Origin of the sequence: Microbacterium sp. ZW CA_36 (assembly GCF_044987475.1) — a bacterium.
Taxonomy (GTDB): Bacteria; Actinomycetota; Actinomycetes; order Actinomycetales; family Microbacteriaceae; genus Microbacterium.
This window is the reverse complement of sequence record NZ_JBJDRL010000041.1, coordinates 1-26,378: the sequence shown is the minus strand read 5'-3', so window position 1 is coordinate 26,378 and position 26,378 is coordinate 1. Positions and strand designations below refer to the sequence as shown.

General features: G+C 71.1%; 19 protein-coding genes and 1 pseudogene. 9 read left to right on the top strand and 11 right to left on the bottom strand.

Annotated features, from left to right (window positions below):
* Positions 1 to 77 precede the first annotated feature (77 nt).
* Together ACI3KX_RS15635 and ACI3KX_RS15630 are read right to left on the bottom strand one after the other, a co-directional pair.
* A complete protein-coding gene (locus ACI3KX_RS15635) occupies positions 78 to 1,763 on the bottom strand; it encodes a hypothetical protein (RefSeq protein WP_363354947.1) in 1,686 nt (561 codons plus the stop codon).
* Between the two features lie 63 nt (positions 1,764 to 1,826).
* Positions 1,827 to 3,140 (bottom strand): extracellular solute-binding protein, encoded by a 1,314-nt coding sequence (locus ACI3KX_RS15630; RefSeq protein ID WP_363354945.1) that lies wholly within the window; start codon positions 3,138 to 3,140, stop codon positions 1,827 to 1,829.
* Between the two features lie 145 nt (positions 3,141 to 3,285).
* On the opposite strand from ACI3KX_RS15630, the gene ACI3KX_RS15625 reads away from it, so the two are divergent.
* The 4 genes from ACI3KX_RS15625 to ACI3KX_RS15610 all read left to right on the top strand — a co-directional run bounded on the left by ACI3KX_RS15625 (position 3,286) and on the right by ACI3KX_RS15610 (position 7,933).
* On the top strand, positions 3,286 to 4,023 hold the full coding sequence (locus tag ACI3KX_RS15625; protein WP_363354943.1) for a FadR/GntR family transcriptional regulator: 738 nt from the start codon (positions 3,286 to 3,288) through the stop codon (positions 4,021 to 4,023).
* A 45-nt stretch (positions 4,024 to 4,068) separates the two neighbouring features.
* Positions 4,069 to 5,319: a D-arabinono-1,4-lactone oxidase gene (locus tag ACI3KX_RS15620; RefSeq protein ID WP_363354941.1), complete on the top strand. Its 1,251-nt coding sequence runs from the start codon at positions 4,069 to 4,071 to the stop codon at positions 5,317 to 5,319.
* Between the two features lie 113 nt (positions 5,320 to 5,432).
* Positions 5,433 to 6,479, top strand: coding sequence for a nucleoside hydrolase (locus ACI3KX_RS15615; protein ID WP_363354939.1), 1,047 nt, complete (start codon positions 5,433 to 5,435; stop codon positions 6,477 to 6,479).
* A complete protein-coding gene (locus tag ACI3KX_RS15610) occupies positions 6,476 to 7,933 on the top strand; it encodes a DUF1593 domain-containing protein (RefSeq protein ID WP_363354937.1) in 1,458 nt (485 codons plus the stop codon). Before ACI3KX_RS15615 ends, ACI3KX_RS15610 begins: the two co-directional genes overlap by 4 nt.
* 223 nt (positions 7,934 to 8,156) lie before the next feature.
* Here ACI3KX_RS15610 and ACI3KX_RS15605 read toward each other — a convergent pair whose 3' ends face one another.
* From ACI3KX_RS15605 to ACI3KX_RS15575, 7 genes are all read right to left on the bottom strand, one after another.
* Positions 8,157 to 9,665 (bottom strand): family 43 glycosylhydrolase, encoded by a 1,509-nt coding sequence (locus ACI3KX_RS15605; RefSeq protein ID WP_404910302.1) that lies wholly within the window; start codon positions 9,663 to 9,665, stop codon positions 8,157 to 8,159.
* 34 nt (positions 9,666 to 9,699) lie between these two features.
* The gene (locus ACI3KX_RS15600; RefSeq protein WP_404910301.1) at positions 9,700 to 10,830 is read right to left on the bottom strand and encodes a serine hydrolase domain-containing protein; all 1,131 of its coding nucleotides are present in this window, start codon (positions 10,828 to 10,830) and stop codon (positions 9,700 to 9,702) included.
* A gap of 31 nt (positions 10,831 to 10,861) precedes the next feature.
* Positions 10,862 to 13,288: a glycoside hydrolase family 3 protein gene (locus tag ACI3KX_RS15595; protein WP_404910300.1), complete on the bottom strand. Its 2,427-nt coding sequence runs from the start codon at positions 13,286 to 13,288 to the stop codon at positions 10,862 to 10,864.
* A 91-nt stretch (positions 13,289 to 13,379) separates the two neighbouring features.
* Positions 13,380 to 14,243: an ATP-binding cassette domain-containing protein gene (locus tag ACI3KX_RS15590; protein WP_404910299.1), complete on the bottom strand. Its 864-nt coding sequence runs from the start codon at positions 14,241 to 14,243 to the stop codon at positions 13,380 to 13,382.
* Positions 14,240 to 16,132, bottom strand: a complete 1,893-nt coding sequence (locus tag ACI3KX_RS15585; protein WP_404910298.1) for a dipeptide/oligopeptide/nickel ABC transporter permease/ATP-binding protein — start codon at positions 16,130 to 16,132, stop codon at positions 14,240 to 14,242. Before ACI3KX_RS15585 ends, ACI3KX_RS15590 begins: the two co-directional genes overlap by 4 nt.
* Complete coding sequence (locus ACI3KX_RS15580) at positions 16,129 to 17,070, bottom strand: ABC transporter permease (protein ID WP_404910297.1); 942 nt, start codon at positions 17,068 to 17,070, stop codon at positions 16,129 to 16,131. The genes ACI3KX_RS15585 and ACI3KX_RS15580 overlap by 4 nt, the downstream gene beginning before the upstream one ends.
* Positions 17,071 to 17,133: 63 nt before the next feature.
* Complete coding sequence (locus tag ACI3KX_RS15575; RefSeq protein ID WP_404910296.1) at positions 17,134 to 18,663, bottom strand: ABC transporter substrate-binding protein; 1,530 nt, start codon at positions 18,661 to 18,663, stop codon at positions 17,134 to 17,136.
* Between the two features lie 196 nt (positions 18,664 to 18,859).
* Here ACI3KX_RS15575 and ACI3KX_RS15570 point away from each other — a divergent pair, with 196 nt between their 5' ends.
* Both ACI3KX_RS15570 and ACI3KX_RS15565 read left to right on the top strand, forming a co-directional pair.
* Entirely contained in the window at positions 18,860 to 19,630 is a 771-nt protein-coding gene (locus ACI3KX_RS15570) for a TetR/AcrR family transcriptional regulator (protein WP_404910295.1), read from the top strand.
* The gene (locus tag ACI3KX_RS15565) at positions 19,627 to 22,074 is read left to right on the top strand and encodes a glycoside hydrolase family 2 TIM barrel-domain containing protein (RefSeq protein WP_404910294.1); all 2,448 of its coding nucleotides are present in this window, start codon (positions 19,627 to 19,629) and stop codon (positions 22,072 to 22,074) included. The genes ACI3KX_RS15570 and ACI3KX_RS15565 overlap by 4 nt, the downstream gene beginning before the upstream one ends.
* 38 nt (positions 22,075 to 22,112) lie before the next feature.
* Here ACI3KX_RS15565 and ACI3KX_RS15560 read toward each other — a convergent pair whose 3' ends face one another.
* Both ACI3KX_RS15560 and ACI3KX_RS15555 read right to left on the bottom strand, forming a co-directional pair.
* Positions 22,113 to 23,471 (bottom strand): MFS transporter, encoded by a 1,359-nt coding sequence (locus ACI3KX_RS15560; protein WP_363354917.1) that lies wholly within the window; start codon positions 23,469 to 23,471, stop codon positions 22,113 to 22,115.
* Positions 23,468 to 23,941 (bottom strand): MarR family winged helix-turn-helix transcriptional regulator, encoded by a 474-nt coding sequence (locus tag ACI3KX_RS15555; protein WP_404910293.1) that lies wholly within the window; start codon positions 23,939 to 23,941, stop codon positions 23,468 to 23,470. The genes ACI3KX_RS15560 and ACI3KX_RS15555 overlap by 4 nt, the downstream gene beginning before the upstream one ends.
* A gap of 105 nt (positions 23,942 to 24,046) precedes the next feature.
* Here ACI3KX_RS15555 and ACI3KX_RS15550 point away from each other — a divergent pair, with 105 nt between their 5' ends.
* From ACI3KX_RS15550 to ACI3KX_RS15540, 3 genes and pseudogenes are all read left to right on the top strand, one after another.
* Positions 24,047 to 24,898 (top strand): alpha/beta hydrolase, encoded by an 852-nt coding sequence (locus ACI3KX_RS15550; RefSeq protein WP_404910292.1) that lies wholly within the window; start codon positions 24,047 to 24,049, stop codon positions 24,896 to 24,898.
* A gap of 72 nt (positions 24,899 to 24,970) precedes the next feature.
* Positions 24,971 to 26,020, top strand: coding sequence for a biotin/lipoate A/B protein ligase family protein (locus ACI3KX_RS15545; protein WP_363354911.1), 1,050 nt, complete (start codon positions 24,971 to 24,973; stop codon positions 26,018 to 26,020).
* Positions 26,021 to 26,033: 13 nt separating this feature from the next.
* Positions 26,034 to 26,378 (top strand): annotated as a pseudogene (locus tag ACI3KX_RS15540) (hypothetical protein); the annotation flags it as partial.

The following is a 26,378-nucleotide window of genomic DNA, read 5'->3' as shown; positions in this document are numbered from 1 at the left end:
ACGGTGATCGAGGTGATTTCCCGCACCATTGTGACAAACCGGTTGACCAATTGCAAGCCGATGTCGGATGCCGCGCCTCAGCCGTTCCGAGCGCGCGCGGCGTCCGCGATCTCGATATCGAGCGTCTCGCCGCCGGGGCTCGCGGCACGGATCCGCAGCTCGACATCGGCGAAGCGCTGGGTCCACACGTCGGCCGGACCGGCGTGAGCGGCGATCGCCTCCTGCGCGTCGGGATCGTCGAAGCTCTCGTACACGGTCCACCTTCCGCGACCGACGCGCTCCGTCCGCCTGCGCTCGCCGTCGCACAGCCACGCGGCGACGAGCACCGTCGCGCCCGCCTCGGCGCGCACGCGCAGCGCGTCCAGCGTCGTGCCGGGAAGGCGGCTGCCGGCGACGACGATCAGGCCGGCATCCGCGAGCTGGTCGGCGCGCACCTGCTCGTCGAAGACGAGCACGCTCCGCGTGGCCTGGAAGAGGCCGTGCAGCCGGGTCTGCGCGGTCGCGCCCACGTCGAGCGGGAAGCGCGATCGTTCGATCCCGTTGAGCTGATGACGCGGGAAGTCGTACCCCGGGATGTGCAGGCAGCTGCCGTGGTCGGGGAGCTGCCCGTGGCTGAGCGCGTGCCACGCCGCGAAGACGCTCCGCGCTGCGGCGGGCGCCGTCGCGTCGCGGTTGCCGAAGGGGCGCTCGCCGCGTCCGAAGTCGCTGTCGTCCGCGTGCACGAGCGCGATATCGGCGCGCGCATCGCGGTGGCTCCAGCGGAGCGGATGCCGCGGCACGAAGTCGCGCACGAACTCCCGCCACACCTCGCCGTGGGCGGTGCGCTCGAACGCCCCCGCGCCGCGATGGCGGACGAGCACGTCGATGTTCTCGACGAACAGCCGGGTGGGCGCGAACAGGTAGGCGAGCCGCAGGGCCGAGGCGAACTCGGCGGGGGAGTGGCCGGGAAAGCCCGGCGCGCGCGTGAGCCACGGCCCCACGTCGGGGCCCCACAGATCGGCGCAGATCCAGAGCTCGCGCTCGTACTGCCGCGCCGCACCGAGTGCGGTCCCGAGCTGCAGCGGCTGGAAGGACTCCTTCATGACCTTGGGTGCCGGCGTCATCCCGGCCCGCGCGAGGGTGTGGAACATCACCGGGAACACCTGCTCGGCGAGTACCGGGACGGCGGCGCCCCCGGCGTCGGCGACCGCGGCGTCGACATCCCGCACGATGTCGCGGACCGTGGTGTCGATCACGGCGATCGCGTCCTCGGCGCCGAGACCGTCGGTCTGCCCGAAGTGCGGCAGGTGCGCGTCCCTGCGGTACTGGTCGGCGTGGATCTGCAGGTGCTCGGGCTCGTCGTACAGCACGCCGGCCAGGCGGCCAGAGGCGGCGGCATCCCTCACCAGGTCTGCCGGCGGGTCGTAGCGGTTCGTGCCCTCGACGTAGGGGCCGTTGATGTTGCCGTACTCGTTGCCCAGCACGACGTCGATCCCGGCGGCGTCGAGGTCGCGCAGCAGCGCGGCGTGGTCGTGCACGGTCGGGATCACGTGGTGCACGTAGAAGTCGGCGCCCAGGTCCTGCAGCGCCGCGACGAACTCCCGGGGACTCGGCGCCGGATCCTGGGACGGGATGGGGATGCCTGTACCCGTGCGCATGATCGCGTCCGAGGCGTCGCCGGCCCAGGGGTCCTGGAAGCCGACGACCGGTCCCTGGATGCCGAGAGACGGCCGGGAAGCGGGCGGAGCGGGAAGAGGGGCGGGAAGCGGATCGGAACCGGACACGGGACTCCTCTGTGGTCGAGGGCAGGTGCGGGGCGGGCTCAACGTCCCGCCCCGCACGCCGGGCTACTGGCTGCTGACGACGACGTCCATCTCGGCGAAGAACTGCGCCACGGCGTCATCGACCGTCATCGTCCCGAAGTTCAGCTCCTCTCCGAGTTCGCGGAACTTCTCGTGCAGCGAGCCGTAGCCGACGATCGGCACCGGCGGTGCCGCGCCGAGACGATCGGCGATCGACGCCTCGTAGTCCGCGATGGTCTGGCTGAGCTCGTCGAGGTTCGCGGACTCGCGCGCCGTCTCCGACGCGGGGAGCCCTCGGTTGGTGCCGAAGATCTCGCCCGACTCGGGCGAGTTGATGAGGAAGTCGATCAGCGTCGCCGCCGCCGCGGGGTGCTCCGAGTTCGACGCGATCGAGTACATCTGCGACGCCTTGAGGTACAGATCCTTGCCGTCCTCCACAGAGAGCGGGGGAGCGATCAGCTGGATGTCGTATCCCTCGCCCAGATTCGCGAGGAAGCCGGCGCCGGTGTTGTCCCACGTCGCGTCGCTCGCGCTCAGCGCGCTGTCGAACGCCGTCAGCGGCTGCACCTCGGCGATGCGCTGCTGCGGGACCAGCTGGCCGGCGTCGCGCTGCGCGGAGACGGACTCCCAGAACTCCGCGAGCCGCTCCTCGTCGAAGCCGGGCGTGCCGTCCTCGTCGAACAGGTCGGCGCCCTCGGCGCGCAGCTGCAGCTCGAAGTTCTCGATGCGGCCGGTCGGGTCCACGCCGCCCCAGACGTCGACGCCCGCGGCCTTCCCGGCGTCGCTGACCTCGGCGATCCACTCGTAGTAGTCGTCCCACGTGCCGTCGGTGAAGGGCTCGACGCCGAGCTCGTCGAGCAGCGTCGTGTTGAGGAACATGCCCCACGAGTTCGTCGACAGGGGCACGGCGGTGGTGACGTCGTCGACGACCCCCGCCGACAGCACCTGCGGATCGATCGGGTCGGTCTGGATGATGGTGCCGAGGTAGGGCTCGAGGTCGAGCAGCGACCCGCTCTGCGAGTACTGCCGCAGGTACGCGAGGTCCATGGTCACGACATCGGGCAGCCCCGACCCGGCCGCCTCGATCTGCCGCTTCTCCCAGTAGTCCGTCGGCGCGAGGAAGATGATGTCGACGTCGATGTTGGGGTGCTGCTCCTCGAAGACCGCAATGGCCTCGTTGTACAGCTCGGCGCGCACGTCATTGCCCCAGAACGTGAAGGTGATCGAGACCTCCTCGTCGGGGTCGAGGGTCGGCTGCGTGCTGGTCGGGGCGCCCGAGGCGCATCCCGTCAATCCGACGAGGGCCGCCAGTGCCACCCCAGCCGTGCCCGCCATGAGCTTCCTGCTCCGGAACTTCATTGTGATCGCCTCTCGTCATCGAGCCTCAGGAAACGTTTTCTCACATGCCCGTGAGAAAGGCGACCAGCGTCGCCTGCCGACAGTCTGACAAACCGGTTGACCGAAAGCAATCCCGCGGATGCCGCGACTGCCGTAGGTTGTTCGCATGCCCGCCTATCCCGACGACCGCTCGGCCGAGATCACCGCCGCGCTCGGCGCGCTGCCCAGTGGCACGCCGGTGTCGGAGGTCGCGCGGCGGCTCATGGACCTGTTCACGAGCGGGGATCTCGAGGCCGGAACGCGGCTGCCGCCCGAACGCCAGCTCGCGTCCACGCTGGGCGTCGGCAGATCCGCGGTGCGCGAGGCTCTCGCAGCGCTGGAGATCCTCGGCATCGTGGACGTCCGCCCCGGCTCGGGGACGTACCTGCGCGGCACCGCCAGCGAGCTGCTGCCGCAGACGCTGCGGTGGGGTCTGCTCATCGGCAGCAAGAACACCGCCGAACTGCTCGAGCTGCGCTCGGGGCTCGAGATCTACGTCGCCCGGCTCGCTGCCGGGCGTGCGACGGCATCCGATCTGTCCTCGCTGTCGGGCTCGCTCGCCCGCATGCAGAGCGGCGTCAGCGACCTCAAGTCCTTCGCGCGCGCCGACCTCGACTTCCACAACGCGCTGGCCGCCGCCGCCGGCAACGACACGCTCATCGACCTGCTTCACGTCGTGCGGTCGCTCCTGCAGGTGTACGCCGATCGCGCGGTGCACGACGACGCCGAGGCGCGGATCGCGGTCGACGAGCACGGCGCCGTCTTCCGGGCGATCGAGGCGGGGGACGAGGATGCCGCCGCCTCGGCCATGGCGACGCACATGGCGACCGCATCGGAGCGTCTCGCCGCCGAATCCGCGCCCTGAGCCCCGTATCGAGCAGTGCCCGTATCGAGCAGTGAAGGAGGCGCGATGGCGCGCAACTGGGCGGGAACCTACGAGTACTCCGCGCCGCGGATCGTCGACGCGACATCGGTGGAGGACGTCCGCCGGGTGCTCCGTGAGCCCGGGCGTGTCCGCCCGCTGGGCACGCGCCATTCCTTCACCGACCTGCCCGACACCACCGGCACGCTCGTGGACGTGACCGGCTTCGCCGCCGAGTTCGAGCTCGACGAGGCCGCGCAGGCGGTCACCGTGCCCGCCGGCATCCGCTACGGGGTGCTCGCGGTGTGGCTCGACGACCGGGGCTGGGCGCTGCGCAACATGGGGTCGCTCCCGCACATCAACGTCGGCGGTGCGACCGCCACCGGCACGCACGGATCGGGTGACGCGAACCCGGTGCTGTCGGCATCCGTCCGGGCCCTCCGCTACGTGGGCGCCGACGCCGAACTGCACGAGGTGCGACGCGGCGACGCGGACTTCGACGCCCTGGTCGTCGGCCTCGGCGCGTACGGCATCGTCGTGTCGCTGACGCTCGACATCGAGCCGGCCTTCCGCGTCCGGCAGGACATCTACACCGGTGTGAGCTGGGATGCCGCGCTCGCGCACTACGACGAGCTCACCTCGGCGGGCTACAGCGTGTCGGTGTTCTCGCGGTGGGAGGAGCCGTCGGTCGGCTACGTGTGGATCAAGACGCGCCTCGACGCCGACGACGACGTCGTGCCCGACACGATCTTCGACGGCGTCCGTGCGCTCACCGGCGACTCGCCGCTCGGGGTCGAGGACAACGTCACCGAGCTCGCGGGCGTCCCGGGGCCGTGGATGCTGCGACTGCCGCACTTCCGCCTCGACGCCCAGCCCTCGTTCGGCGACGAGATCCAGAGCGAGTACTTCGTCGCCCGCGCCGACGCGCCCGCCGCGCTGAACGCGGTGCGCGCCCTGGGCGACGGCATCCGCGCGCACCTGATCTGGACCGAGCTGCGCACCGCCGCCGCCGACGAGCTGTGGCTGAGCCCGGCGTACCGTCGGGACGTCGTGATCATCCACTTCACGTGGTTCAACCACCCCGACGAGGTCGCCGCCGCGCTCGCGCGCATCGAGGCGGCCCTCGAGCCGTTCACCGCCCGGCCGCACTGGGGCAAGCTGCACGGCTTCGACCGTGCCGCCATGGAGCGCGTCCACCCCCGTCTGGCCGACGCGCGCGCGGTGTTCGAGCGCCTCGACCCCGACGGCCGTTTCACCAACGCGCACCTCGAGAGGGTCGGGGTGCGCGAGCCGCGCTGACACGTCAAGCCGCGTCACGTCACCGCGTCCCGCGCGGGCATCGAGATTGGTCAACCGGTGTTACAGTTGCCGACGAGATCGTTCGTGACGCCGCGGCGAAAGGGAAGTCGACGATGACGCAGATTCCGAGCGGGAGCACCCGCCCGACGAACCGCCCCGCCCACTCCTGGAGCCTCGGCGAGACGCCCTGGCAGCAGATCCCGCCGGTCGGCCGGCCGCGTGCGCGCGTCATCATCGACAACGACTTCGCGGGCGACCCCGACGACCTCTACCAGCTCGTGCATCACCTGCTCTCGCCGAGCGTCGACATCCGGCTCGTGGTGGCTTCGCACCTGCGCGCGGACGACCCGTTCGACCCGTCCGGCCGCAGCGCGCAGAACGCCGAGGCCGTCGTCCGCGACGTCTTCTCCCGCATGGGACTCACGTCGACCGAGGTCATCGTCGCGGGGTCGGACGAGCCGCTGCCGGACCGCTCGACTCCGCGGCCAGCCCCTGCCGTCGACGCGATCATCGCCGAGGCACTGCGCGACGACGTCTCGAGCCCGCTGTTCTACGTCGCCGGCGGCGGTCTGACCGACATCGCCTCGGCGTACCTCACCGAGCCGCGGATCGCCGAACGCCTGACGCTCGTGTGGATCGGCGGCGCCGAGCACGAGGGGCTCGCCGTGCCCCCGCCCAACCCCATGCCGATCGAGTACAACCTGCTCATCGACCCGGTCGCCGGGCAGGTCGTGTTCAACGACTCGACGATCCCGCTGTGGCAGGTGGCGCGGGACGTCTACCGGCAGTGCCTCGTGTCGGATGCCGAGCTGCGCGTCCGCGTGGCGACGGCGGGTCCGCTCGGCCGCTACCTCTACGACGAGGTCGCGTACGTGTGCGCGATGGTCGCCCCGCACCTGGGCGGCGCGTCGGAGACGTACGCCCTCGGCGACTCGCCGCTGGTGCTGCTCACCGCGCTGCAGTCGGTGTTCGAGCCCGATCCGTCCTCGAGCCGGTACGTCCAGCGACCCACGCCCGCGCTCAGCGAGGACGGCGCCTACGGCGACGTCGCCGGCGCCCGCCCGATGCGGGTCTACACCTGGGTCGACACGCGGCTGATGTTCGAGGACATGTATCTGAAGCTCGCCGAGTTCGAGCGGTGGCAGGGAGGTCTCTCGTGACCACGACGACGACCACGGCGCGGCCGCGGACGATCATCACCGCGGATCCCGAGCTCGACGACCTCAACTCGATGATCCGGCTGCTGCTGTACAGCAACGAGCTCGAGATCGAGGGCCTGATCTATGCGAGCAGCCGGTTCCACTGGCGCGGCGATGGGGCGGGCACGACGTTCTTCCTCCCCGACCGCGAGTACGACGAGCCGCAGACCGCGTGGCGGTGGGCGCCCGGCGAGAGGTTCATCGACGACGCGGTCGACGCGTATGCGGAGGTGCACCCGAACCTGGTCGTGCACGACCCCCGCTACCCCAGCCCCGAGCGGCTGCGGTCGGTGATCCGCGAGGGCAACGTCGCGTTCGAGGGTGACATCTCGCAGGAGTCGCCCGGTTCGCGGCTCATCGCCGACGCGCTGCTGGACGATCGCCCCGGGCCGCTGTTCCTGCAGCTGTGGGCGGGGCCCAGCACCGTCGCCCGCGCCCTGCTCTCCATCGAGGAGCGCTTCCGCGGATCGGACGACTGGGAGAGGGTGCGTGCGGAGGTCTCGGCGAAGGCCGTGATCACGAAGTTCGCCTCGCAGGACGCCACCTACGACGAGTACATCGCACAGGGCTGGCCCGGCATCCGCGTGATCGAGGTCGCCACGCTGGCGTGGGGCTACACGGCGCGCCGCACGGTCCCCGCCGCCGACCACCGCCTGCTCGGCGCGGTCTGGCTGCGCGAGAACGTCACGAGCGTCGGACCCCTCGGCGCCCTGTACCGCGTCTGGGGCGACGGGCGCCAGATGGTGCCGGGCGACGTCACCGACTACTTCCACCTGTCGGGTCTGTCCGCCGACGAGCTCCGCGCGCAGGGGTACAAGGTGTGGATCGACCCTCAGCCCGCCGGTGAGTGGATCTCGGAAGGCGATACGACCAACATGCTCAACCTGCTCGTGCCCGGGCTCCGCGGCCACGAGCACCCCGCGTTCGGCGGCTGGGGCGGCGTGGCCGTGCGCACGGACGACGGCGACGACACGTGGGTCATCGCCGACTCCGGTTTCGGACGCGGCGGCGACGAGGCCTCCGTCACCCGCTGGTTCGCCGACGCCCAGGCCGACTTCGCCGCGCGCCTGCGGTGGAGCGTCACTTCCGGGTACGAAGACGCCAACCACCACCCGGTCCTGCGGATTGAGCACGGGGTCGACCTCGGAGTCGCGGCCGGCGGCGAGGTGTCGCTGACCGCGGCCGTCGACGATCCCGACGGCGACACCGTGCGGGTGCGCTGGTGGGTCGATCGCGAGGCGGGGGCGACGGATGCCGCGCTCGCGGCCGACGAAGGCTCCACGACCGTCGTGCGGGTCCCCGCGGATGCGCGGCCGGGCGACACGATCCACGTCATCGCCGAGGCGTCGGACGACGCCGCCGAGTATCCGGTCAAGGCGTATCAGCGCGTGATCCTCACCGTCACCGCCGCCTAGCTCCTCGCGGCCTCTCGGGCTCGGGGTTCGAGTGGCACGACACGCCGCTACGAGGGGTGGGATGCCGCGTGTTGCGACCCGCGAAGGATGGGGCTCGGGCTTCGGGTGGCACGACACGCCGCTACGAGGGGTGGGATGCCGCGTGTTGCGACCCCCGAACGGGCCGGGGTCGCCGGGGCGCCGGGGGCGCCGGGAAGGCGACGAGCGCCGTGCGCGGCATCCGTCAGTCGTCGCCGCCCTCGGCGATCCAGCTCGACACGCCGACCTCGCCGGCGACGGCGTAGACGCCGATGACGCGGCCGGTGAAGGACTCGGTGACCTCGGACGACAGGAAGCGGCCGTCGATCTCGGCGAGCTCGATGCGCTCGCCGTCGATAGTCGCGGCGAGATGGAGGACGTCGCTGGTCGGGAGCATGCCGCCTCCGCCGACGGGCCGGCGAGAAGCGAGGTGGAGGACGACGGACTCGCCGTCGAACGGGTGCGCCCAGTCCTGCCGCAGGCCGCCGATCAGTGCGCGGGCGGTGATCGTCCCGCCACCGGCCTCGAGCTCGATGCGGAAGCTCTCGTCGTACCGGACCGCCAGGCCGCCGACCCCGTTTCCGACGTCCATGGCCACGGTGACCTCGTTCGTCAGATGCTCCTGGCGGCGCCCGACGAAGACCGGCTGCGGGTCGGCGAGGGTGCTGCCGTCCGCGGTCAGCACCAGTCGGCCGCCGATGAGCGTCGAGACGTCGGTCGGCTGTCGGCGGACCGCGATCCACTCGCGGTCGAGCGGCCCGGAGAAGTCGATCTCGACGCGCGTTCCCGGCCGAGGCGCGAGCTCCACCGGGGCGATCGACGGCCAGCCGTCGGTCCACGTCACGGGCGTCACGAAGGTCTCGCGGCCGAGCGCCGAGAAGGCGCGAGTGCCGCTGCGCGGCCGCACGCCCAGCAGCACGCAGAGCCACCCTCCGCCGGGGCCGCGCACGAGGTCGCCGTGGCCGGTGTTCTGGATCGGTCGCGGCGTCGACCGTGCCGAGACGAGCGGGTTGCCCGGAGCCCCGGTGAACGGCCCCGTCGGGGACTCGCCCCGTGCGATCGAGATGGCATGACCGCGCTCGGTGCCGCCCTCCGCGATCAGGAGATACCACGCGCCCTCGATCTCGTAGAGGTGCGGCGCCTCGGGGAACATCAGCCCCGTGCCCGACCAGAGTGATCTCGGCTCTTCGAGGGCTCGGTGCGCGTCGAGGTCGACCCGAACCTGCTGGATGCCGAGGTGCGCGGGCTGATGGGGGTCCAGAGCGCCGCTGAGCTGCAGGCCCGAGAAGGTGACGTAACAGGTGCCCGCGGCATCCCATGCGATGTCGGGGTCGATGCCCTCGACGGTGCCCGAGCCATCCGCCTTCAGAAGAAGATCGCCGTCGCTCCAGGGCCCCGCGGCATCCGTCGCGGTGAAGTGCAGCATGCCGCGCCCCATCGCGTCGGTGATGACGAGGTGGAAGACGCCGTCGTGGTGGCGGATCGTCGGGGCCCAGGCCCCGCCGCCCGTTGGAACGCCCTCCACGCCCAGCTGTCCGGGTCGTGTCGCGACGTGCCCGATGAGCTCCCACGTCTCGAAGTCGGTCGAACGGTGGATGGGGATGCCCGGCAGGTACTCGAACGTCGAGGTGGCGAGGTAGTAGACGCCGTCGACCGCGACGACGCTGGGGTCGGGGTGGAAGCCGTTGACGAGGGGGTTGTACAGCGTGGTCACGGGGTGCTCCGGGTTCGAGAGGACGAGGGCGGGTTCAGGACGAGAGCAGGATGCCGAGCTCCCGGGCGAGCGCGACGGCGCGCGGGTCCGCGCCACCCGGCCACGCGCCGCGCGCGATGGTCCAGGCGAAGGCGATGCCGGTGTCAGGGTCGACGCACGCCAGCGCGCCCATGGCGCCGTCGTGGCCGAACGCGCGCGGACCGCCGAACGGGACCGTCGACGTCGACTTCTGGAAGATGATCGCGTGTGCACGGTCGGTCAGGCCCAGCACCTCGTCGAAGCCGTGGACCTGCTGCTGCCCGATCTGCGCCACGGTGTCGGCCGAGAGGAACGGCGCGGTGCCGTCGACGCCGGTGACGGCAGCGGCGAAGAGGCGCGCGAGTCCGCGGGCGGTGCCCGTGCCCGAGCCGGCGGGGTGGCCATATCGCCAGCTCGCCTCGTGGTTCGCGAGATCGACCTGCGGCCCCGGGGTCACCCACGTGTGGAGACCGATGGCGGTCGGCTGCATCGCCGTCGTGTCGGAGACGGGACGGATCATCGGCAGGACCGGCACCAGTCGCTCCTCGTGGCCGGCCGGCAGGCCGAGGAAGAAGTCGATGCTGTGCGGCGCGCGGATCTCGCGCTCGTAGAACTCGTGCAGCGTCCGCCCGCTGACCCGGTACACGAGCTCCGAGCCGAGGTTGCCGATCGTCACCGCGTGATAGCCGAACGCGCTTCCCGGCTGCCAGAACGCCCACGTCTCGGCGAGCCGGTCGGCGGCGGCGTGGTCGTCGAGCAGTTCCTCCCACGTCAGCGGCGGCGTCGCCTGCGGCAGACCCGCCTGGTGCGAGAGCAGCTGCCGCACCGTGACGCGGTCCTTGCCCTTCGCGGCGAACTCCGGCCAGTAGTGTGCGACGCGCTCATCGAGATCCAGCTGGCCCCGCTCGACCAGGAGGCCGATGGACAGCCCGATCGTGTTCTTCGTCACGGAGTAGGGCACCATGACCGATTCCTCGGCCAGGTGCGGCCCGCCCCAGGCGTCCAGGACGGGTTCACCCTGGTGGAACGCCGCGACCTGGAAGGAGAGATCAGGGTCGGCCGCGAGGAAGCCGTCGAGGCGGGCGACGATCTCGTCCAGGCGCCCGTCGGCGCGTCCCTGCAGGTTCTCGGTGGTCACATCGTGCATCGCGGTCCTCTCGTCGGCGAAGGTCCTGCCGCTACTGCGCGGCCGTCCAGTTCACGGTAAGCGGGAGGTCGGCGACCGAGGCGCCGGCGCGCAGCGTGTAGTCGTCCGGCTCGACGACCCACTCGCCGGCCCAGTGCGCGAGGCGTCGCGACGGCACGGGGATCGCGGCGGTCACGGTCTCGCCGGCGGCGGCGTGCACGGTCGCGAAACCGACGAGCCAGCGCGCGGGGCGTTCGACCGTGGAGTCCGCTCGCTCGGCGTACACCTGCACGACCTGCTTGCCGCCACGGTCGCCGGTGTTCGCGAGCGTCACCTCGACGGCGTCGCCCACGCGCTGCGCGGTGCCCCACGACCAGGTCGTGTAGCCGAGGCCGTGGCCGAACGGGAACGCCGGCTCGGCATCTGCCTTCAGCCACGCGCGGTAGCCGATGTGCAGGCCCTCGCGGTAGTCGAGGCGACCGTCGGTGGGGACCACCTCGGTGACCGGAACGTCCGCGAGGGCGGCCGGCCACGTGGTGGGCAGGCGCCCGCCCGGCTCGGCGGCGCCGGTGAGCACGTCGGCGACGGCGTGGCCGAACTCCTGCCCGCCGAAGTAGCCCTGCACGATCGCGGCGACCTCGCCGGCCCACGGCAGCACGACGGGCGAGCCGGCGTTGATGACGACCACCGTCGGGGTCCCGGTCGCGGCGACCGCGCGCACCAGGTCGTCCTGGTGGCCGGGCAGATCGAGGCTGGTGCGGTCGTATCCCTCCGACTCGACCTTCGCGTTGGTGCCGACGACGACGATCGCGACATCGGATGCCGCGGCCTCCGCTACCGCGCGGGCGATGAGCTCCTCGGGATCGGTGCGCTCGGGGGCGATGCCGAGCGTGGCGCTGAGCGCTCCCGACAGCGCACCGGCGGCGGCGCGGGTGAACTCCACGCGCACCGCCGTCTCGCGGCCGGCCTCGACGGCCACCGTCGCAGTGATCGACGGCGGGTTGAGGAACGCGGCGCCGAGGTCGGAGCCCTCGATGACGGGTGCGTCGTCGAGCACGAGGCGCTCGTCGACGAACAGCCGGCCCGGGTTCGCGCCCGCGAAGCCGAGCTCGATGTCGCCGGTCTCGACCGGGGTGTACAGCGTCTCGAAGACCACTGTGGCGCTCGCCGCGATGGGTGCGTCGCCGCCGAACCAGACGAGGGCGGTCGAGCGGCGGTTCTCGGCGAAGAGCTCGGTGCCGTCGGCGTCGAAGAACGCGACGCGCATGCCCGCCTCACCCGTCGCCGGATTGCGCAGCTGCACGAGCGGGATCTCGGCGACGCCCTCCTGCACGACGGCGCCGATCTCGTACCGCACGTCGGCGCCCGGAAGGGCGGCGCGGATCGCGTCGAGGGGCGAGACGACGGCCTCGGGGATCACCGTGGCGCTGCCGCCGCCCTGCGTCCGGGCCTCGCGTGCGTTCTGCCCGATGACGGCGACGCGACCCAGGGTGGCGACATCCAGCGGGAGGACACCCGCGTTGTGCAGCAGCACGGCGCCCTCGATCGCCGCGGCGCGCGCGAAGGCAGGGCCGTCGAGCGGCGCGGGCTCCACCGGCGTCGCGTCGCCGAGCGCGCCGACGCGCTCCGCGAGCAGCAGCAGGCGCAGCACCTTGCGGTCGAGGTCGGCCTCGTTGAGGCGTCCGTCGCGGATCGCCCCGACGAGGTCCGCCCACGCGGGGGCGGGGCCGGGCATCGCGAGGTCCTGCGCGGCGGGAACCGAGTCGAGTGAGCGCACCGCGGTCCAGTCGCTGATCACGACGCCGTCGAAGCCCCACTCGGAGTTGAGCGGCGTCTCGAGCAGATCGTTCTCGGTCATCGTCACGCCGTCGACGGCGTTGTAGGCGCTCATGAGGGTCCAGGCGCCCGCTTCGACCGCGCGTTCGAACGGCACGAGGTACAGCTCGCGCAGCGCCCGCTCGTCGACGCGGACGTCGGCGGTGAAGCGGTCGGTCTCGGAGTCGTTGGCGACGTAGTGCTTGGGGGTCGCGGCGACGCCGTTCTCTTGCAGACCACGAACGTACGCCGCCGCGAGCTCTGCGCTCAGCTCCGGATCCTCGCTGAAGCACTCGAAGTGCCGCCCGCCGAGCGGCGAGCGGTGAAGGTTGATGGTCGGACCGAGCACGACGTCGACACCCTTGCGGCGGGCCTCGGATGCCGCGGCCGCCCCGTACCGGTATGCCAGGTCGACGTCCCACGACGCGGCCAGCGCCGACCCCGACGGCAGGTTCAGCGACGGCTCGCGCTCGTCCCAGCGCGGACCGCGAACCCCGGCCGGACCGTCCGACAGCGTCATCGCGCGCAGCCCGATCTCGGGAAGCGGGACGGTGGTCCAGAAGTCGGCGCCCTGTACGAGCGCCGCCTTCTGCTCGAGGGTCAGGCGCCCGAGCAGGGGAACGAGGTGGCGCACCGCGTCGGGGTGCGTGGCGATGTCGGTCATCGGGGGAGGTTCTTTCTCAGAGGAGGGTCAGGAGGACGGATGCCGCAGCCCGCCACCCACGGGCCGGGCCGGGCTGCGGCATCCGAGTCGGTCAGACGGCGCCGGCGGCCGCCTCGGAGGCGAGCAGGGCGTGCCGGGCGATACGACGCTCCTCCTGCTTGTCGGGGTCGGGCACCGGCGCGGCCATGAACAGACGTTGCGTGTACGGGTGCTCGGGCTGCGACGTGACGCGCTCGCCGTCGCCCGACTCGACGATCTCGCCGCGGTACATCACGGCGACCCGGTGGCTGATGTGGCGCACCACCGCGAGGTCGTGCGTCACGAACAGGTAGGCGACGCCGGTGCGGTCCTGGATGTCGATGAACAGGTCGAGCACGCGCGCCTGCGTCGAGAGGTCCAGCGCCGACACCGGCTCGTCGCACACGATGAGCCGCGGCCGCAGGGCGAGGGCCCGGGCGATCGCGACGCGCTGGCGCTGTCCGCCCGAGAACTCGCGCGGCAGGCGCCCGCGTGCATCGGCGGGGAGGCCGACCTGGTCGAGCAGGTCGTGCACGCGGGTCTTCGCCTCCTTGCCGGCGACGCCGGCCGCGGTCAGCGGCTCGGTGAGGATCTGCTCGATCGTCATCGACGGGTTCAGCGACGAGTAGGGGTCCTGGAACACCACCTGGATCTCGGAGCTCAGCGCGCGGCGCTCCTGCCGCTTCAGGTGCGCGATCTCCTTGCCCTCGTACCGGATCGAGCCCTCGGTGACGGGCGCGAGGCCGAGCGCGGCCCGGCCGAGCGTGGTCTTGCCCGAGCCGGACTCGCCGACGAGCCCCATGGTCTCGCCGGGCAGGATGTCGAGCGAGACGCCCTTGAGCGCCCGGAACGGCTGAGCCCGGAAGCCCTTGCCCGGGTACTCGACGACGAGGTCCTTGATGTCGAGCAGCGGCGTCTGCTGGGTCGGAGTGCTCATGCCCGTGCTCCCTTCTCGGTGGACGGCACTGTGCCCGACGGCACCGCGACGAGCGGGCCGCGGGCGGGACCCTCGTCGAGGATCGCGTCCAGCAGTGTCCGCGTGTACGGGTGCTGCGCGTCGTTGAAGATCGCGCGCACGGGTCCCTGCTCGACGAAAAGGCCGCTCTGCATGACCGTGACGTGGTCGCAGAGGTCGGCGACGACGCCGAAGTTGTGCGTCACGAGCAGCATGGCCATGTGCCGCTCGGCCTGCAGGTCGCGCAGCAGCTCGAGCACCTCGGCCTGCACCGTCACGTCGAGCGCCGTGGTGGGCTCGTCGGCGATGATGAGGTCGGGGTCGGTCGAGACCGCGCCGGCGATGAGCACACGCTGCGCCATGCCGCCCGAGACCTCGAACGGGTACGCGTCGAAGGTGCGCTTCGGATTCGGGATGCCGACCCGGGCGAGCAACTCGAGCGAGCGGTCGGTGGCGGCCTTCTTCGAGAGCCCCAGGTTCTTGCGCAGCGGCTCGACCAGCTGGCTGCCGATCGTGAACGCGGGGTCGAGGTTCGACATCGGCTCCTGCGGGATGTAGCCGATGCGCTGGCCACGGACTCCGGCGTAGGCGCGGTCGTCACCGCCGGCGAGCTCGGTGCCCTCGTAGACGATCGATCCGGCGGTGACGTGACCGCCGCGGGGGAGCAGGCCCAGGACCGCGAACGCGGTCTGCGTCTTGCCCGAGCCCGATTCGCCGATGAGACCGTGCACCTCGCCCTTGCGGATGTCGAGCGAGACGCCATGGACGACCTCGATGTGCGAGCCGTCCGGCTGGTCGTAGCCGACGCGGAGATCGCGCACCTCGAGCACCTTCTCGGTCGCCTTGCTGCGCACATCGTCCTGGTGGACGATGACGCCGGAGGTCTCGAAGATCGGCGGCTCATCGAGGTCGACGACGTCTCCGCCGCCGGTCGAGAGCGAGGTGGTGACGGCGGCGATGGAGCCGGTCGCGGTGGCGACCGCGCGGCGGCGCTTGCGCCGGACCGACACCGTCCGTTCGAGCTCGTCGCGCATGACGTTGGCGAGGAGCGTCAGCGCGATGCACGTGAGGCCGATCGCGAGCGACGGCCAGAGCATCAGGATGGGCTCCTTGTAGATGTTCTTGAACCCGTCGTTGAGCATCTGGCCCCACGTGGGGACGCTGATGTCGCCGAGGCCCAGGAATTCCAGTCCGGACTGGATCGCGATGGCGATGCCCGCGATGATCGCCCCCTGGATGATGATGGGCGCGCGCACGACCGACAGCACGTGGCGACCGATGATGCGGGTGTCGCTGAGCCCCGAGACGCGAGCGGCGTCGACGTACAGCTCCGAGCGCACCGCGGTGACGGAGGCGTACACGAGACGGTAGAACGCCGGGGCGAGCAGGATGCCGAAGATGAACATCGAGATCCACACCGAGGGGCCCAGCACCGCCCGGGCTGCCAGTAGCACGACGATGCCGGGAAGCGCCATGTTCAGCTCGGTCACCCACGTCGCCGTGCTGTTGAACCACCCCTGGTAGTAGCCCGCGATGAGGCCGCTGGTCACGCCGAGGACGACGGCGACGACGAGAGCGAGGAGGGCGGCGGAGACACTGATCTGCGTCGCCACCAGCAGTCGCGACAGCACGTCGCGACCGCTGCCGTCGGTGCCGAGGATGTGCTCGGCACTGGGCGGCGAGAGCACATTGCGGATGTCGGCGTAGTTGGGGTCCTGCGGGGCGATCCACGGTCCGATGATCGCGATGACCGCCACGAACGCGAGGAAGAGGAGGGAGGCGAGTCCCAGAGGGCGCCGCACGAGGCGTCGCCAGAGCGCCACCCGTACCGGCGCGACGGGGACAGCGAGGGGAACGTCGACAGCGGTCATGACAGTCGCACCTTCGGGTTCAGCGCCGCTTGGGCGAGGTCGATGAGGAGGTTCACGACGACGACGATGATCGCGAAGACGATCACCAGTGCCATGACGACGGGGATGTCGCCGAGCGTCGTCGCGCGGACGGTGAGCTGGCCCATGCCGGGGATGGCGAAGACCTGCTCCACGATGACCGCGCCGCCGAGAAGGCCGATGAACTGCACGGCCAGCACGGCGAGGGCGGGGCCGCCGGCGTTGCGGAGCACGTGGCGGTAGACCACCGAGTTCGTGCTCAGCCCGCGCGAGCGGAGCGTCCGCACGTAGTCGCGCGACATGGCGTCGATGACAGAGCCGCGGACCTGCTGGGTGACGGTCGCGATCGCGCCGATGGACAGGGCGATGATCGGCAGTGTGACCGACGACAGCCACCCTGCGACCGAGGTGGTCAGCGGGACGTAGCCGGTCGCCTTGAACCAGCCGAGGTTGATCGCGAAGACGAGCACCAGGAAGAGGGCGATGAGGAAGCCGGGGATCGCGAAGCCGATGAGCGAGAACACCTGGACGGTGCCGTCGACGGCACCGCCGCGCCGGGCGGCGAGAACCCCGACGACGACGGAGATGATCGCCGAGATCACCGTCGCGCCGATCACGATCGACAACGTCACGGCGACGCGATTGGTGACGCTCGTCGTGACCAGCTCACCGGTGAACCAGCTGCGGCCGAGGTCGCCGGTGAACGCTGACGTCAGCCACTCGAAGTACTGGGTGAGCAGCGGCCGGTCGAGGCCCAGCTCCTCGGCCTTCTTGGCGACGGTCTCGGCGGTCGCGTTCTCTCCGAGGATTCGGCGGGGGATGTCGCCTCCGGCCGCATAGAGGAGGACGAACGCGAGGAAGGAGATCACCGCGATGAGGATGACGCCGGACAGCAGGCGCCGGAGGATGAATGCAAGCATGTCTGTCGCTTCCCGTGGGTGGTGTCGCCCCGCCCGCGCGCGACGCGCGGGCGGGGCGAGGACTCAGTTCTTCGGCGAGAATCCGAAGATCGAGGGGTAGGCGTTCGACGGCCAGAACTCGAGGTCCGTGTTCGCGTCCACCGCGTAGGTTCCCTGTACCCGGAAGAACGGGGCGAACCAGGCGTTCTCGACGATCCAGGCGTTGAGGTCCTTGGTGGCCTGCGCGGCCTCGTCCTCGGTGCCCATCTGGATCGTCGTGATGTACTCGTCCACCTGCGGGTCCTGCGAGCCGAACGGGTTGAACGTCGCCTCGGGCGCGATCATGAAGTTGATCAGTTGCCAGTCGGGGTTCTGCTCCAGCGCCATCCACGTCGCCGGGTACTTCGGCGCGAGCATGTCGGTGATGAAGTTGCCGGTGCCGGGGTCGGTGTAGTTCACCGTGATCCCGATGTCGGCCAGCTGCTGCGCGACGAGGTCGAACGTGGTCTGGAAGGCGGCGGTCGACATCATGTTCAGCGTGAACCCGTCGGGGTAGCCGGCTTCGGCGAGGAGCTCCTTGGCGCCTTCAGGGTCGTACTCGTAGGTGCTGTCGAGCGCCTCGTCGTAGCCGACCGACGTCGTCGGGAAGACCTGCTCGGTCACCGTGCCGTAGCCCGCCTGCAGCGCGTCGAGGAGCGCCTCGCGGTCGAACGCCATGTTGATCGCCTTGCGGACGTTGACGTCGGCCAGTTCGGGAGCCATCGTGCCGGCGCGGTCGAACAGCAGCAGGCCCTGGAAGTCGAGCTCGTTGGCCTCGATGGTCCAGCCGGATGCCTCGATCTCGGGGATCGTGTCGTTGTTGACGATCTTCGCGCCGTTGGCCTCGCCCGCCTTGAGAGCGTTCAGGGTGGCGGTGGGGTCCTCGATGACGTTGATCGTCAGGTTGTCGTACTTGACGACGTCGGGGTTCCAGTAGTCGGGGTTGGCCGTGTAGACGTACGTGGTGCCGGTGACGCTGGTGGCCGTGTCGAGCACGTAGGGGCCGGAGCCGATCGGCTCGGTCGCCGAGTCGGGGTCGTCGAATGTCGAGGGCGCCTGGATCAGCCCCGGCGCGATCGACAGCAGGTTGACCAGCGATGGGTCGGGCGCGGGCTGGGTGATCGTGACGGTGGTGGCGTCGACGGCCGCGAACTCCTTGCCGGCGAGGGTCGCCGCCTGGGGAGCGGTGCCGTCGCGGAAGCGCTCGAGGCTGCCGACCACGGCCTCGGCGTCGAGCGGCGTGCCGTCGGTGAACTCGACGTCGTCGCGGAGCGTCAGCGTGAGCACCGTGTTGTCTTCGTTGTACTCCCACTCGGTGGCGAGCCAGGGCTCGATCTCACCCTCGCCGTTCTTCTGCAGCAGCGTGTCGAACACCGCCTGGAAGAACGGGCTGCGGTTGCCGTACTCGGCGCCCTGACCGATGTCGTAGCTCGTCGGGCCGATGATGGCGGTGAGGGTGAGCCGGTCGGCTCGGCCGGAATCGCTCGTGCCGGAGTCGTCCCCGCCACCGGCGCAGCCGGTGAGGGCGATCGCGGCGATCGCGATGGTGGCTGCTGCTGCCTTCCAACGGAACATCCTTGGTCCCTTCATCTGTGGCGATGCCCCTGCGGATCGCCTACTGCCGGGAGACGCTAACAGCAATATCGAGTGCGCGCTAGGTTTTTGGCACAAAAAGCTAGCGACAACTAGGTATTCGTTATAGAACGGAGGGGAAGGACCCCGGCGGGCGCCGATGGAGGCGCGCGAGACGACCCGGGGATACGGTGAGACGATGACCGAGACGACCTCCGCCGCGAAGCGGGAGGGGACCGCTCCCACGAAGAGGCGCAAGCCGCGCGGCGAGTATGCGAAATCCGCGGCCACCCGCACGGCGATCCTGGATGCGGCCCTCGAGGTGTTCGCCGAGTCGGGCTACCGGGCCGGCTCGCTGCGGGAGGTCGCCGAGCGCGTGGGTATGAGCGAAGCCGGGCTCCTGCACCACTTCCGCAGCAAGAGCGCGCTGCTCATGGCCGTGCTCGATCACCGTGACGAGTTGGCGCGCGAACTCGTCGACTTCGATCTGCCCGACGGCGTCGAGGCCCTCCGGGGATTGGTCAGGCTCGCCGAGCACAATGCGTCGATCCCGGGAGTCGTCGAGCTGTACTGCACGCTGTCCGCCGAGGCGACGTCGCCGACGCACCCGGCCCACGCGTACTTCGTGAATCGCTACGAGTCCGTGCGCGAGAGCACCACCGCGTCCTTCCGGCGCGTCGCCGAGGCGGGGCGCCTCAATCCGGGCGTCGACCCGGGCCGCGCCGCTGTCGCCACCATCGCCCTCATGGATGGACTTCAGGTGCAGTGGCTGCTCGACCCCGGGTCCACCGACATGGCGCAGGCGCTCGCGGAGGCGTTCCGCAGCATGATCAGCGGCTACGACCTCGCAGGTCTCGAGCAGGTGCTCGACGCCCGGTCGGCGGATGCTTCGTCCGTCGACGCCGTCGAGACGAGCGGTGCCGCACTTCCGGCGACCGCAGATGAGGCCTCTGAGGGGGACGAGGCATGATCCGCGAGCCGTTCCTCGACGGCTGGACGGTGGGGCCGAAGCTCGGCGCGTTCGAGGCGCCGACTCCCGAGTCCGCGCCGCGCGCCGTGCGGCTGCCGCACGACGCGGTCCGGGACCTTCCCCGCTCCGCCGACAGCGACCAGGGCGTGCACACCGGCTACGTCCCGGGGGGCGTGTTCGAGTACGCCAAGACGTTCGATGTGCCGGACGCATGGCGCGAGAAGACGGTGCGGCTCGAGTTCGAGGGCGTCTACCGCGACGCCGTCGTCTTCGTGGGCGGCGACGCGGTCGTGCACGAGCCCAACGGCTACAACGCGTTCGAGGCGGTGCTCGACCCCTACCTGCGCTACGGCGAGCAGAACCGGATCACCGTCGAGGCTCGCGCGCACCGCGACAGCCGGTGGTATTCCGGAGCGGGCATCTATCGGCCGGTGCACCTCGTGGTCGCCGATCCGGTGCACATCCCGCTCGACGGCACGCGCGTGACGACGCCCGACATCGACGCCGACCGTGCGATCGCGAGCATCGCGACGACCGTGCGCAACGGCTCGCGGCACACCCGCACGCTGCGCCTCACGTGGGCGGTGACAGCCCCGGACGGCTCCGAGGCCGCGTCGGGCACGGCGCCGGTGACGGTGCTCCCCGGCTCCGACGCCGTGGCGCGGGTGCGCCTCGCGGTCGACCACCCCGCGCTCTGGAGCGACACGACGCCATACCTCTATCACGTGCGGACGACCCTCGCCGAGGGGGACGGGCGCGTGATCGACACGGATGCCGCGGCCTTCGGCATCCGTCGCCTGCAGGTCGATGCCCGGCGCGGACTCCGGATCAACGGCGAGGCGGTGACGCTGCGGGGCGCCTGCGTGCACCACGACAGCGGGCCGCTCGGGGCGGCGACGTTCGCCGACGCCGAGGACCGGCGCGTGCGGCTGCTCAAGGAAGCGGGCTTCAACGCGCTGCGGAGCGCCCACAACCCGATGAGCCGCGCGATGCTCGACGCGTGCGACCGGCACGGCGTGCTGGTGATGGACGAGCTCACCGACACCTGGACCCGCTCGAAGGTCGCCTTCGACGCGGCGCCGGGCTTCGCTGCCCGGTGGCGTCACGACGTCGACGCCCTCGTCGCGAAGGACCTGAACCACCCGAGCGTCATCATGTACTCGATCGGGAATGAGATCCTCGAGCTCGCGACGCCGGCAGGGTCCGCGTGGAGCCGGCGCCTCGCCGAGGCGATCCGCGATCTGGACGACACCCGCCTGGTGACGAACGGCATCAACGGCATCATCGCCAATCTCGGCCGCTTCGAACCGGACGCCGCTCCCGGCGACGCGGGCGGGGCCGACGCCGCCGACCCGAACACGATGATGGCGGCGATGGGCGACATGATGGCCGCGGCCAACGCGTCGGAGCTCGTGACGCAGTCGACCGAGGAATCCGCGTCGGTGCTCGACGTCGTGGGGTTCAACTACGCCGAGTCGCGCTACGAGCTCGATCGCGAGCTGTTCCCGAACCGCGTCATCGTCGGATCCGAGACCTTCCCGTCGCGCATCGAGAAGATGTGGGAACTCGTCGAGCGCCTCGACCACGTCATCGGCGACTTCACGTGGACCGGCTGGGACTATCTCGGCGAGGCCGGCATCGGCCGCGTCGACTACACCGACGCGCCGGGCTACGAGCCGACCGGCACGGCTGGGCCGTACCCGCACCTGCTCGCCGGCTGCGGCGACATCGATATCACCGGGCACCGCCGCCCGGTCTCGTACTACCGCGAGATCGTGTTCGGGCTGCGGACCGCGCCGTATCTGACGGTGCATCCACCGCGCCACCACGGCCGCCCGACCGCGACGACGCCGTGGTCGTGGGACGACTCGGTGTCGTCATGGACGTGGGATGCCGAGCCCGGCGCCCCGGTCACGGTCGACGTCTATGCGTCGGCCGAGGAGGTCGAGCTGCTCCGCAACGGCGTCTCACTCGGGGTCGAGACGGTCGGAGCCGACAAGGCGTTCCGCGCGCGGTTCGAGACCGAGTACCGGCCAGGCGAACTCGTCGCGATCGCGCGCAGCGGCGGTCGGGAGCTCGGCCGCACGGCGCTGCGCACCGCCGGAGAGCCCGGGCTCACGGCCTCCGCCGAGCGGGCCGAGATCACCGCCGGAGGGCTCGGCTTCGTGGCGATCACGCTGGCCGATGCGGACGGCGTGGTCGCCTCGGACGCCGACCGTCCGGTGACGGTGGAGGTCGAGGGCGATGCCGAGCTCGTCGCGCTCGGCACCGGCCGCATCCGCACCGAGGAGTCCTTCGCCGGTCCGTCCGTCACGACCTTCGAGGGCCGCGCGCTGGCGATCGTCCGGCCGACAGGGGCGGGCGCCGCGACGGTGAGGGTGACCGCCGACGGTCTCGCCCCCGCGGTCGTGCCGCTCACCATCTCGGTGCCTGCGTCACGCTGACGCCCGAGGCCCCGCGAAAGGTGGCAGAGGGGGAGGGGTCAGCTCGCGGCGCGCGTGCGCGCCGGCAGCTCGTCGTCGTCGCGTGCCAGCGGGATGGGGGTCGTTGCGGCCACCTCGTCGCTGAACTCCTCGGGGGCGACGACCGTGAGCGGACGCGTCTCATCGAGCGTGAGGCGGAACCGCTTGCGTTCGTGGCGGTGCAGCCGGCCGGAGACGAGCAGCCACGTCGCGCCGATCGCGAAGGCGACGAAGGCGGCGACGGCGCCCACGAGGATCGCGCTGCGCGGACCGAACTCGGCGGCGACCCAGCCGACGATCGGCGCGCCGATCGGGGTGCCTCCCATGAGGATCGCCATGTACAGCGCCAGCACGCGGCCGCGCAGCACCGGGTCCGTCGTGGTCTGCACGTACCCGTTCGCCGTGGTCATCATCGTGACGACGGCGAAGCCCGTGAACATGAGCGTGACCGCGTAGAGCCAATACGTCGGCATGAACGCCGACACGAGCGCCGCGACCCCGAACATCGCCGTGCCGACGATGAGCACACGCAGTCGGGCCCGATCGCGACGGGCCGCGAGCAGCGCGCCGGCGACCGAGCCGATCGCCAGGATCGAGCTGAGCAGGCCGAACCCGTCGGCCTCCTTGCCGAACTCGACCGCCATCGTCGACGCGAGGATCGGGAAGTTCATGCCGAACGCGCCGATGAGGAACACCATCGAGCACGTCACGATGAGGTCGGGACGGCCGGCGACGTAGCGGAAGCCGTCGGCGAGGCGCGAGGACTGCGGCGCCTTGACCCGCGGGACGAGCTCGCGGGTGCGGATGAGGAGGAGCGCCGCCAGCATCGCTAGGAACGTGACCGCGTTCGCGACGAACACCCAGCCCGTGCCGATGGCGACGATGACGATGCCCGCGACCGCGGGGCCGATCATGCGTGCCCCGTTGAACGATGCGGCGTTGAGCGCGACCGCGTTCGACGCGTTCTCGCGTGCGACGAGGTCGGAGACGAACGCCTGGCGCGCCGGGTTGTCGAAGGCGGCGACGACGCCGAGGGCGAGCGCGAACCCGTACATGATCGGCAGGGTCATCGCGCCGGCGAAGATGAGAGCGCCGATCGCCACGCCGAGCAGCAGCAGCAGGCTCTGCGTCACGAGGAGGATCCGCCGGCGGTCGAACCGGTCCGCGACCAGGCCGGTGACACCGACGAGGAGGAGCGGCGGGGCGAACTGCAGGGCCATCGTGACGCCCATCGCCGCGGCGTCGTTCTCGGTGAGCTCGGTGAGCACGACCCAGCTGATCGCCGTCGACTGCATCCAGGCGCCGATGTTCGACACCAGGGCGCCGATGAACCAGACGCGGTAGTTGAAGGCCGAGAACGACCGGAACATCGCGCTCATCGGGCGACCATCCGGGCCATGATCTCGGCGGCGGCCGCGAGCGTGTCGCGCTCGGCCGGCGTCAGCTCGGCGAGCGAGGACTCCACCCAGGCGTCGCGGCGCCGCGCGGTCTCTTCGACGACGGCTTCGCCTTCGGGCGTCAGCGAGATGACGACCTTGCGGCCGTCGCTCTCGTCGGCCGCACGCACGATGTAGCCGGACTCCTGCAGGCAGTTGACCGTGCGGTTCATCGACGGAGCCGACACCCGCTCGCGCTCGGCGAGCTCGCCCAGCGTGTGGGCGCCGTGCACGCGGAGCGCCGCGAGCACCGCGAACTGCCCATCGCTCATCGAGTCGACCGCGCGCTGCGTGCGCATGCGCCGGGCGAGGCGGAACGTCGCGATGCGCAGCCGCGAGGCGGCGGAGGAGAGGTCGGGCTGTTCGCCCGGGTCGGTGCCGGTGTCTGGAGTGGGGATCACGTTGCTGCTCATGCGATTACTTAGCATAGCTCATTAGCCTTGCTAAAGAAAGTGGACGGATGCCGCTCCCGGGGTTCGTGCGCGGGGCAGCGGCATCCCGCACCTAGACTTCTGCGCATGCCCGAGTTCATCGATGCGCACGGCATCACGATCTTCTTCGACGTCCATCCGGCGAAGACCGAACCGCGGGCGGTCGTGCAGCTGCTGCACGGCGTCGGCGAGCATGCGGGGCGGTACGCCGCGCTGATCGAAGCGCTCACGGCGCACGGCTACGCGGTGTGGTCGGCCGACCACCGCGGTCACGGTCGCACGGGCATGACCCAGCACGGCGGCGACGTCGCCTTGCTGGGGCATCTCGGCCCCGGCGGCCTCCGGGCGGCGCTCGCCGCGATGTGGCAGTTCACCGGGCAGATCCGCTCCGAGAACCCCGGGCTGCCGCTCGTGCTGCTGGGGCACTCCGGCGGATCGGTGCTCGCTCAGATGCTCGCCAACGCGCATCCCGAGGCGTACGACGGACTGATCCTGACCGGCTCGGCGCTGCGGATGCCGGGATCGATCCACACCAGTGGACTGAACAAGCCCTGGGACGGACCCGACGCGATGGGAACCGAGTGGCTCTCGAGTGATCTGTCTGTGGGGCGTGCGTTCCTGGACGATCCCCTCACCACCAGTGAAGACCCGATCAAGCTGATCGGCGTGGTGGACTCGCTCCGCATGTACGGTCTGCCGCGCAAGAACCTGGGCCGCGACATCCCGACCCTGCTCATGGTGGGACGGGACGACACCGTGGGCGGCCCGCGCAGCGTGCACCGGCTGGCCGACGCCTACCGAACGCGCTCCGGGTTCACCGACGTGACGACCATGGTCTATCCGGGTGCACGCCACGAGATCTTCAACGAGTTCGTGCAGCAGGATGTCCGCGCCGACCTGCTCGCCTGGCTCGACCAGCGCATGCCCGCCCGAGACTGACTCCCGCGCCCGCTCCCTCGGGCGAGGTCCTCGGCCCGGCTGGACACGCGGGCCGGGCAATAGGCTGAACGCATGCACGGCGAATACAAGGTGCCCGGCGGAAAGCTCGTCGTCGTCGACCTCGAGGAGCGCGACGGCCGCATCGCGGACTTCCACCTCGCGGGCGACTTCTTCCTGGAGCCGGACGATGCGCTCGACGACATCGACGCCGCGGTGAACGGACTGCCGATCGAGGCGGATGTCGCGGCCATCGCCGCCGCCGTGCGGTCCGCGCTGCCGAGCGGGGCGCAGCTGCTGGGCTTCACGCCTGAAGCGGTCGGCACCGCCGTGCGCCGCGCCCTCGTCACCGCCCCCGGCTGGCACGACTTCGACTGGGAGATCGTCCATGACAAGCCGGTCTCGCCGCGCATGAACCTCGCGCTCGACGAGGTGCTCACCGGCCGCGTCGGCGACGGCCGGCGGCGCCCGACGCTGCGGATCTGGGAGTGGGACGAGAACGCCGTCGTGATCGGCTCGTTCCAGTCGCTGCGCAACGAGGTCGACCCCGACGGGGCCGCGAAGCACGGCTTCGACGTCGTGCGCCGCATCTCGGGCGGCGGCGCGATGCTCATGGGCGCCAACTCGATCGTCACGTACTCGCTGTACGTGCCCGCATCACTGGTCGCCGGTCTGACGTTCGCGGACTCGTACGCGTTCCTCGACGACTGGGTGCTGCAGGCGCTGCGGACCCTCGGCATCGACGCCACGTACCAGCCGCTCAACGACATCGCCTCGCCGCAGGGCAAGATCGGCGGCGCCGCGCAGAAGCGCCTCGCCAACGGCGGAGTGCTGCACCACGCGACCCTCAGCTACGACATGGACGGCAGGGTCATGACCGAGGTGCTGCGCATCGGCCGCGAGAAGCTCAGCGACAAGGGGACGACGTCGGCCGACAAACGCGTGGACCCGCTGCGCCGTCAGACCGGTCTTCCCCGCGAGGCGATCATCGCCAAGCTCGCGGAGACGTTCCAGAACCTCTACGGCGCCGTCCCCGGTCACATCACCGACGACGAGTACGCCGAGGCCGAGGCGCTCGTGGAGTCCAAGTTCGCGACCGACGCGTGGCTGCGCCGGGTCCCGTGACGGGCGGGGGCGCGTGACCTCGGCTGCGGGAGGAACGGATGCCGCGCCGCGCGGCGCCCCCCGCTCCACCCCGGCGCCCGGCTCGGCGGCTCCCGGCTCCGTCGAGATCCACGAGGGCGACAATCTCGAGGTCATCCGGCGGCTGCCCGACGCCTCCTTCACCCTGATCTACCTCGACCCGCCGTTCAACACCGGCCGCCCGCAGGAGCGCTCGATCGAGACCGCCAGGTCGCGGCATCCGTCCCCCTCCCCATCACCCGACGTCCCCGTCGACTCCCTCTCGGCGAGACCCCAGCGGGCGGACGAGACGGTGGGTGATTCCCACGGTCTCGGCGACCCGGTGGGGTCTCGCCGAGAG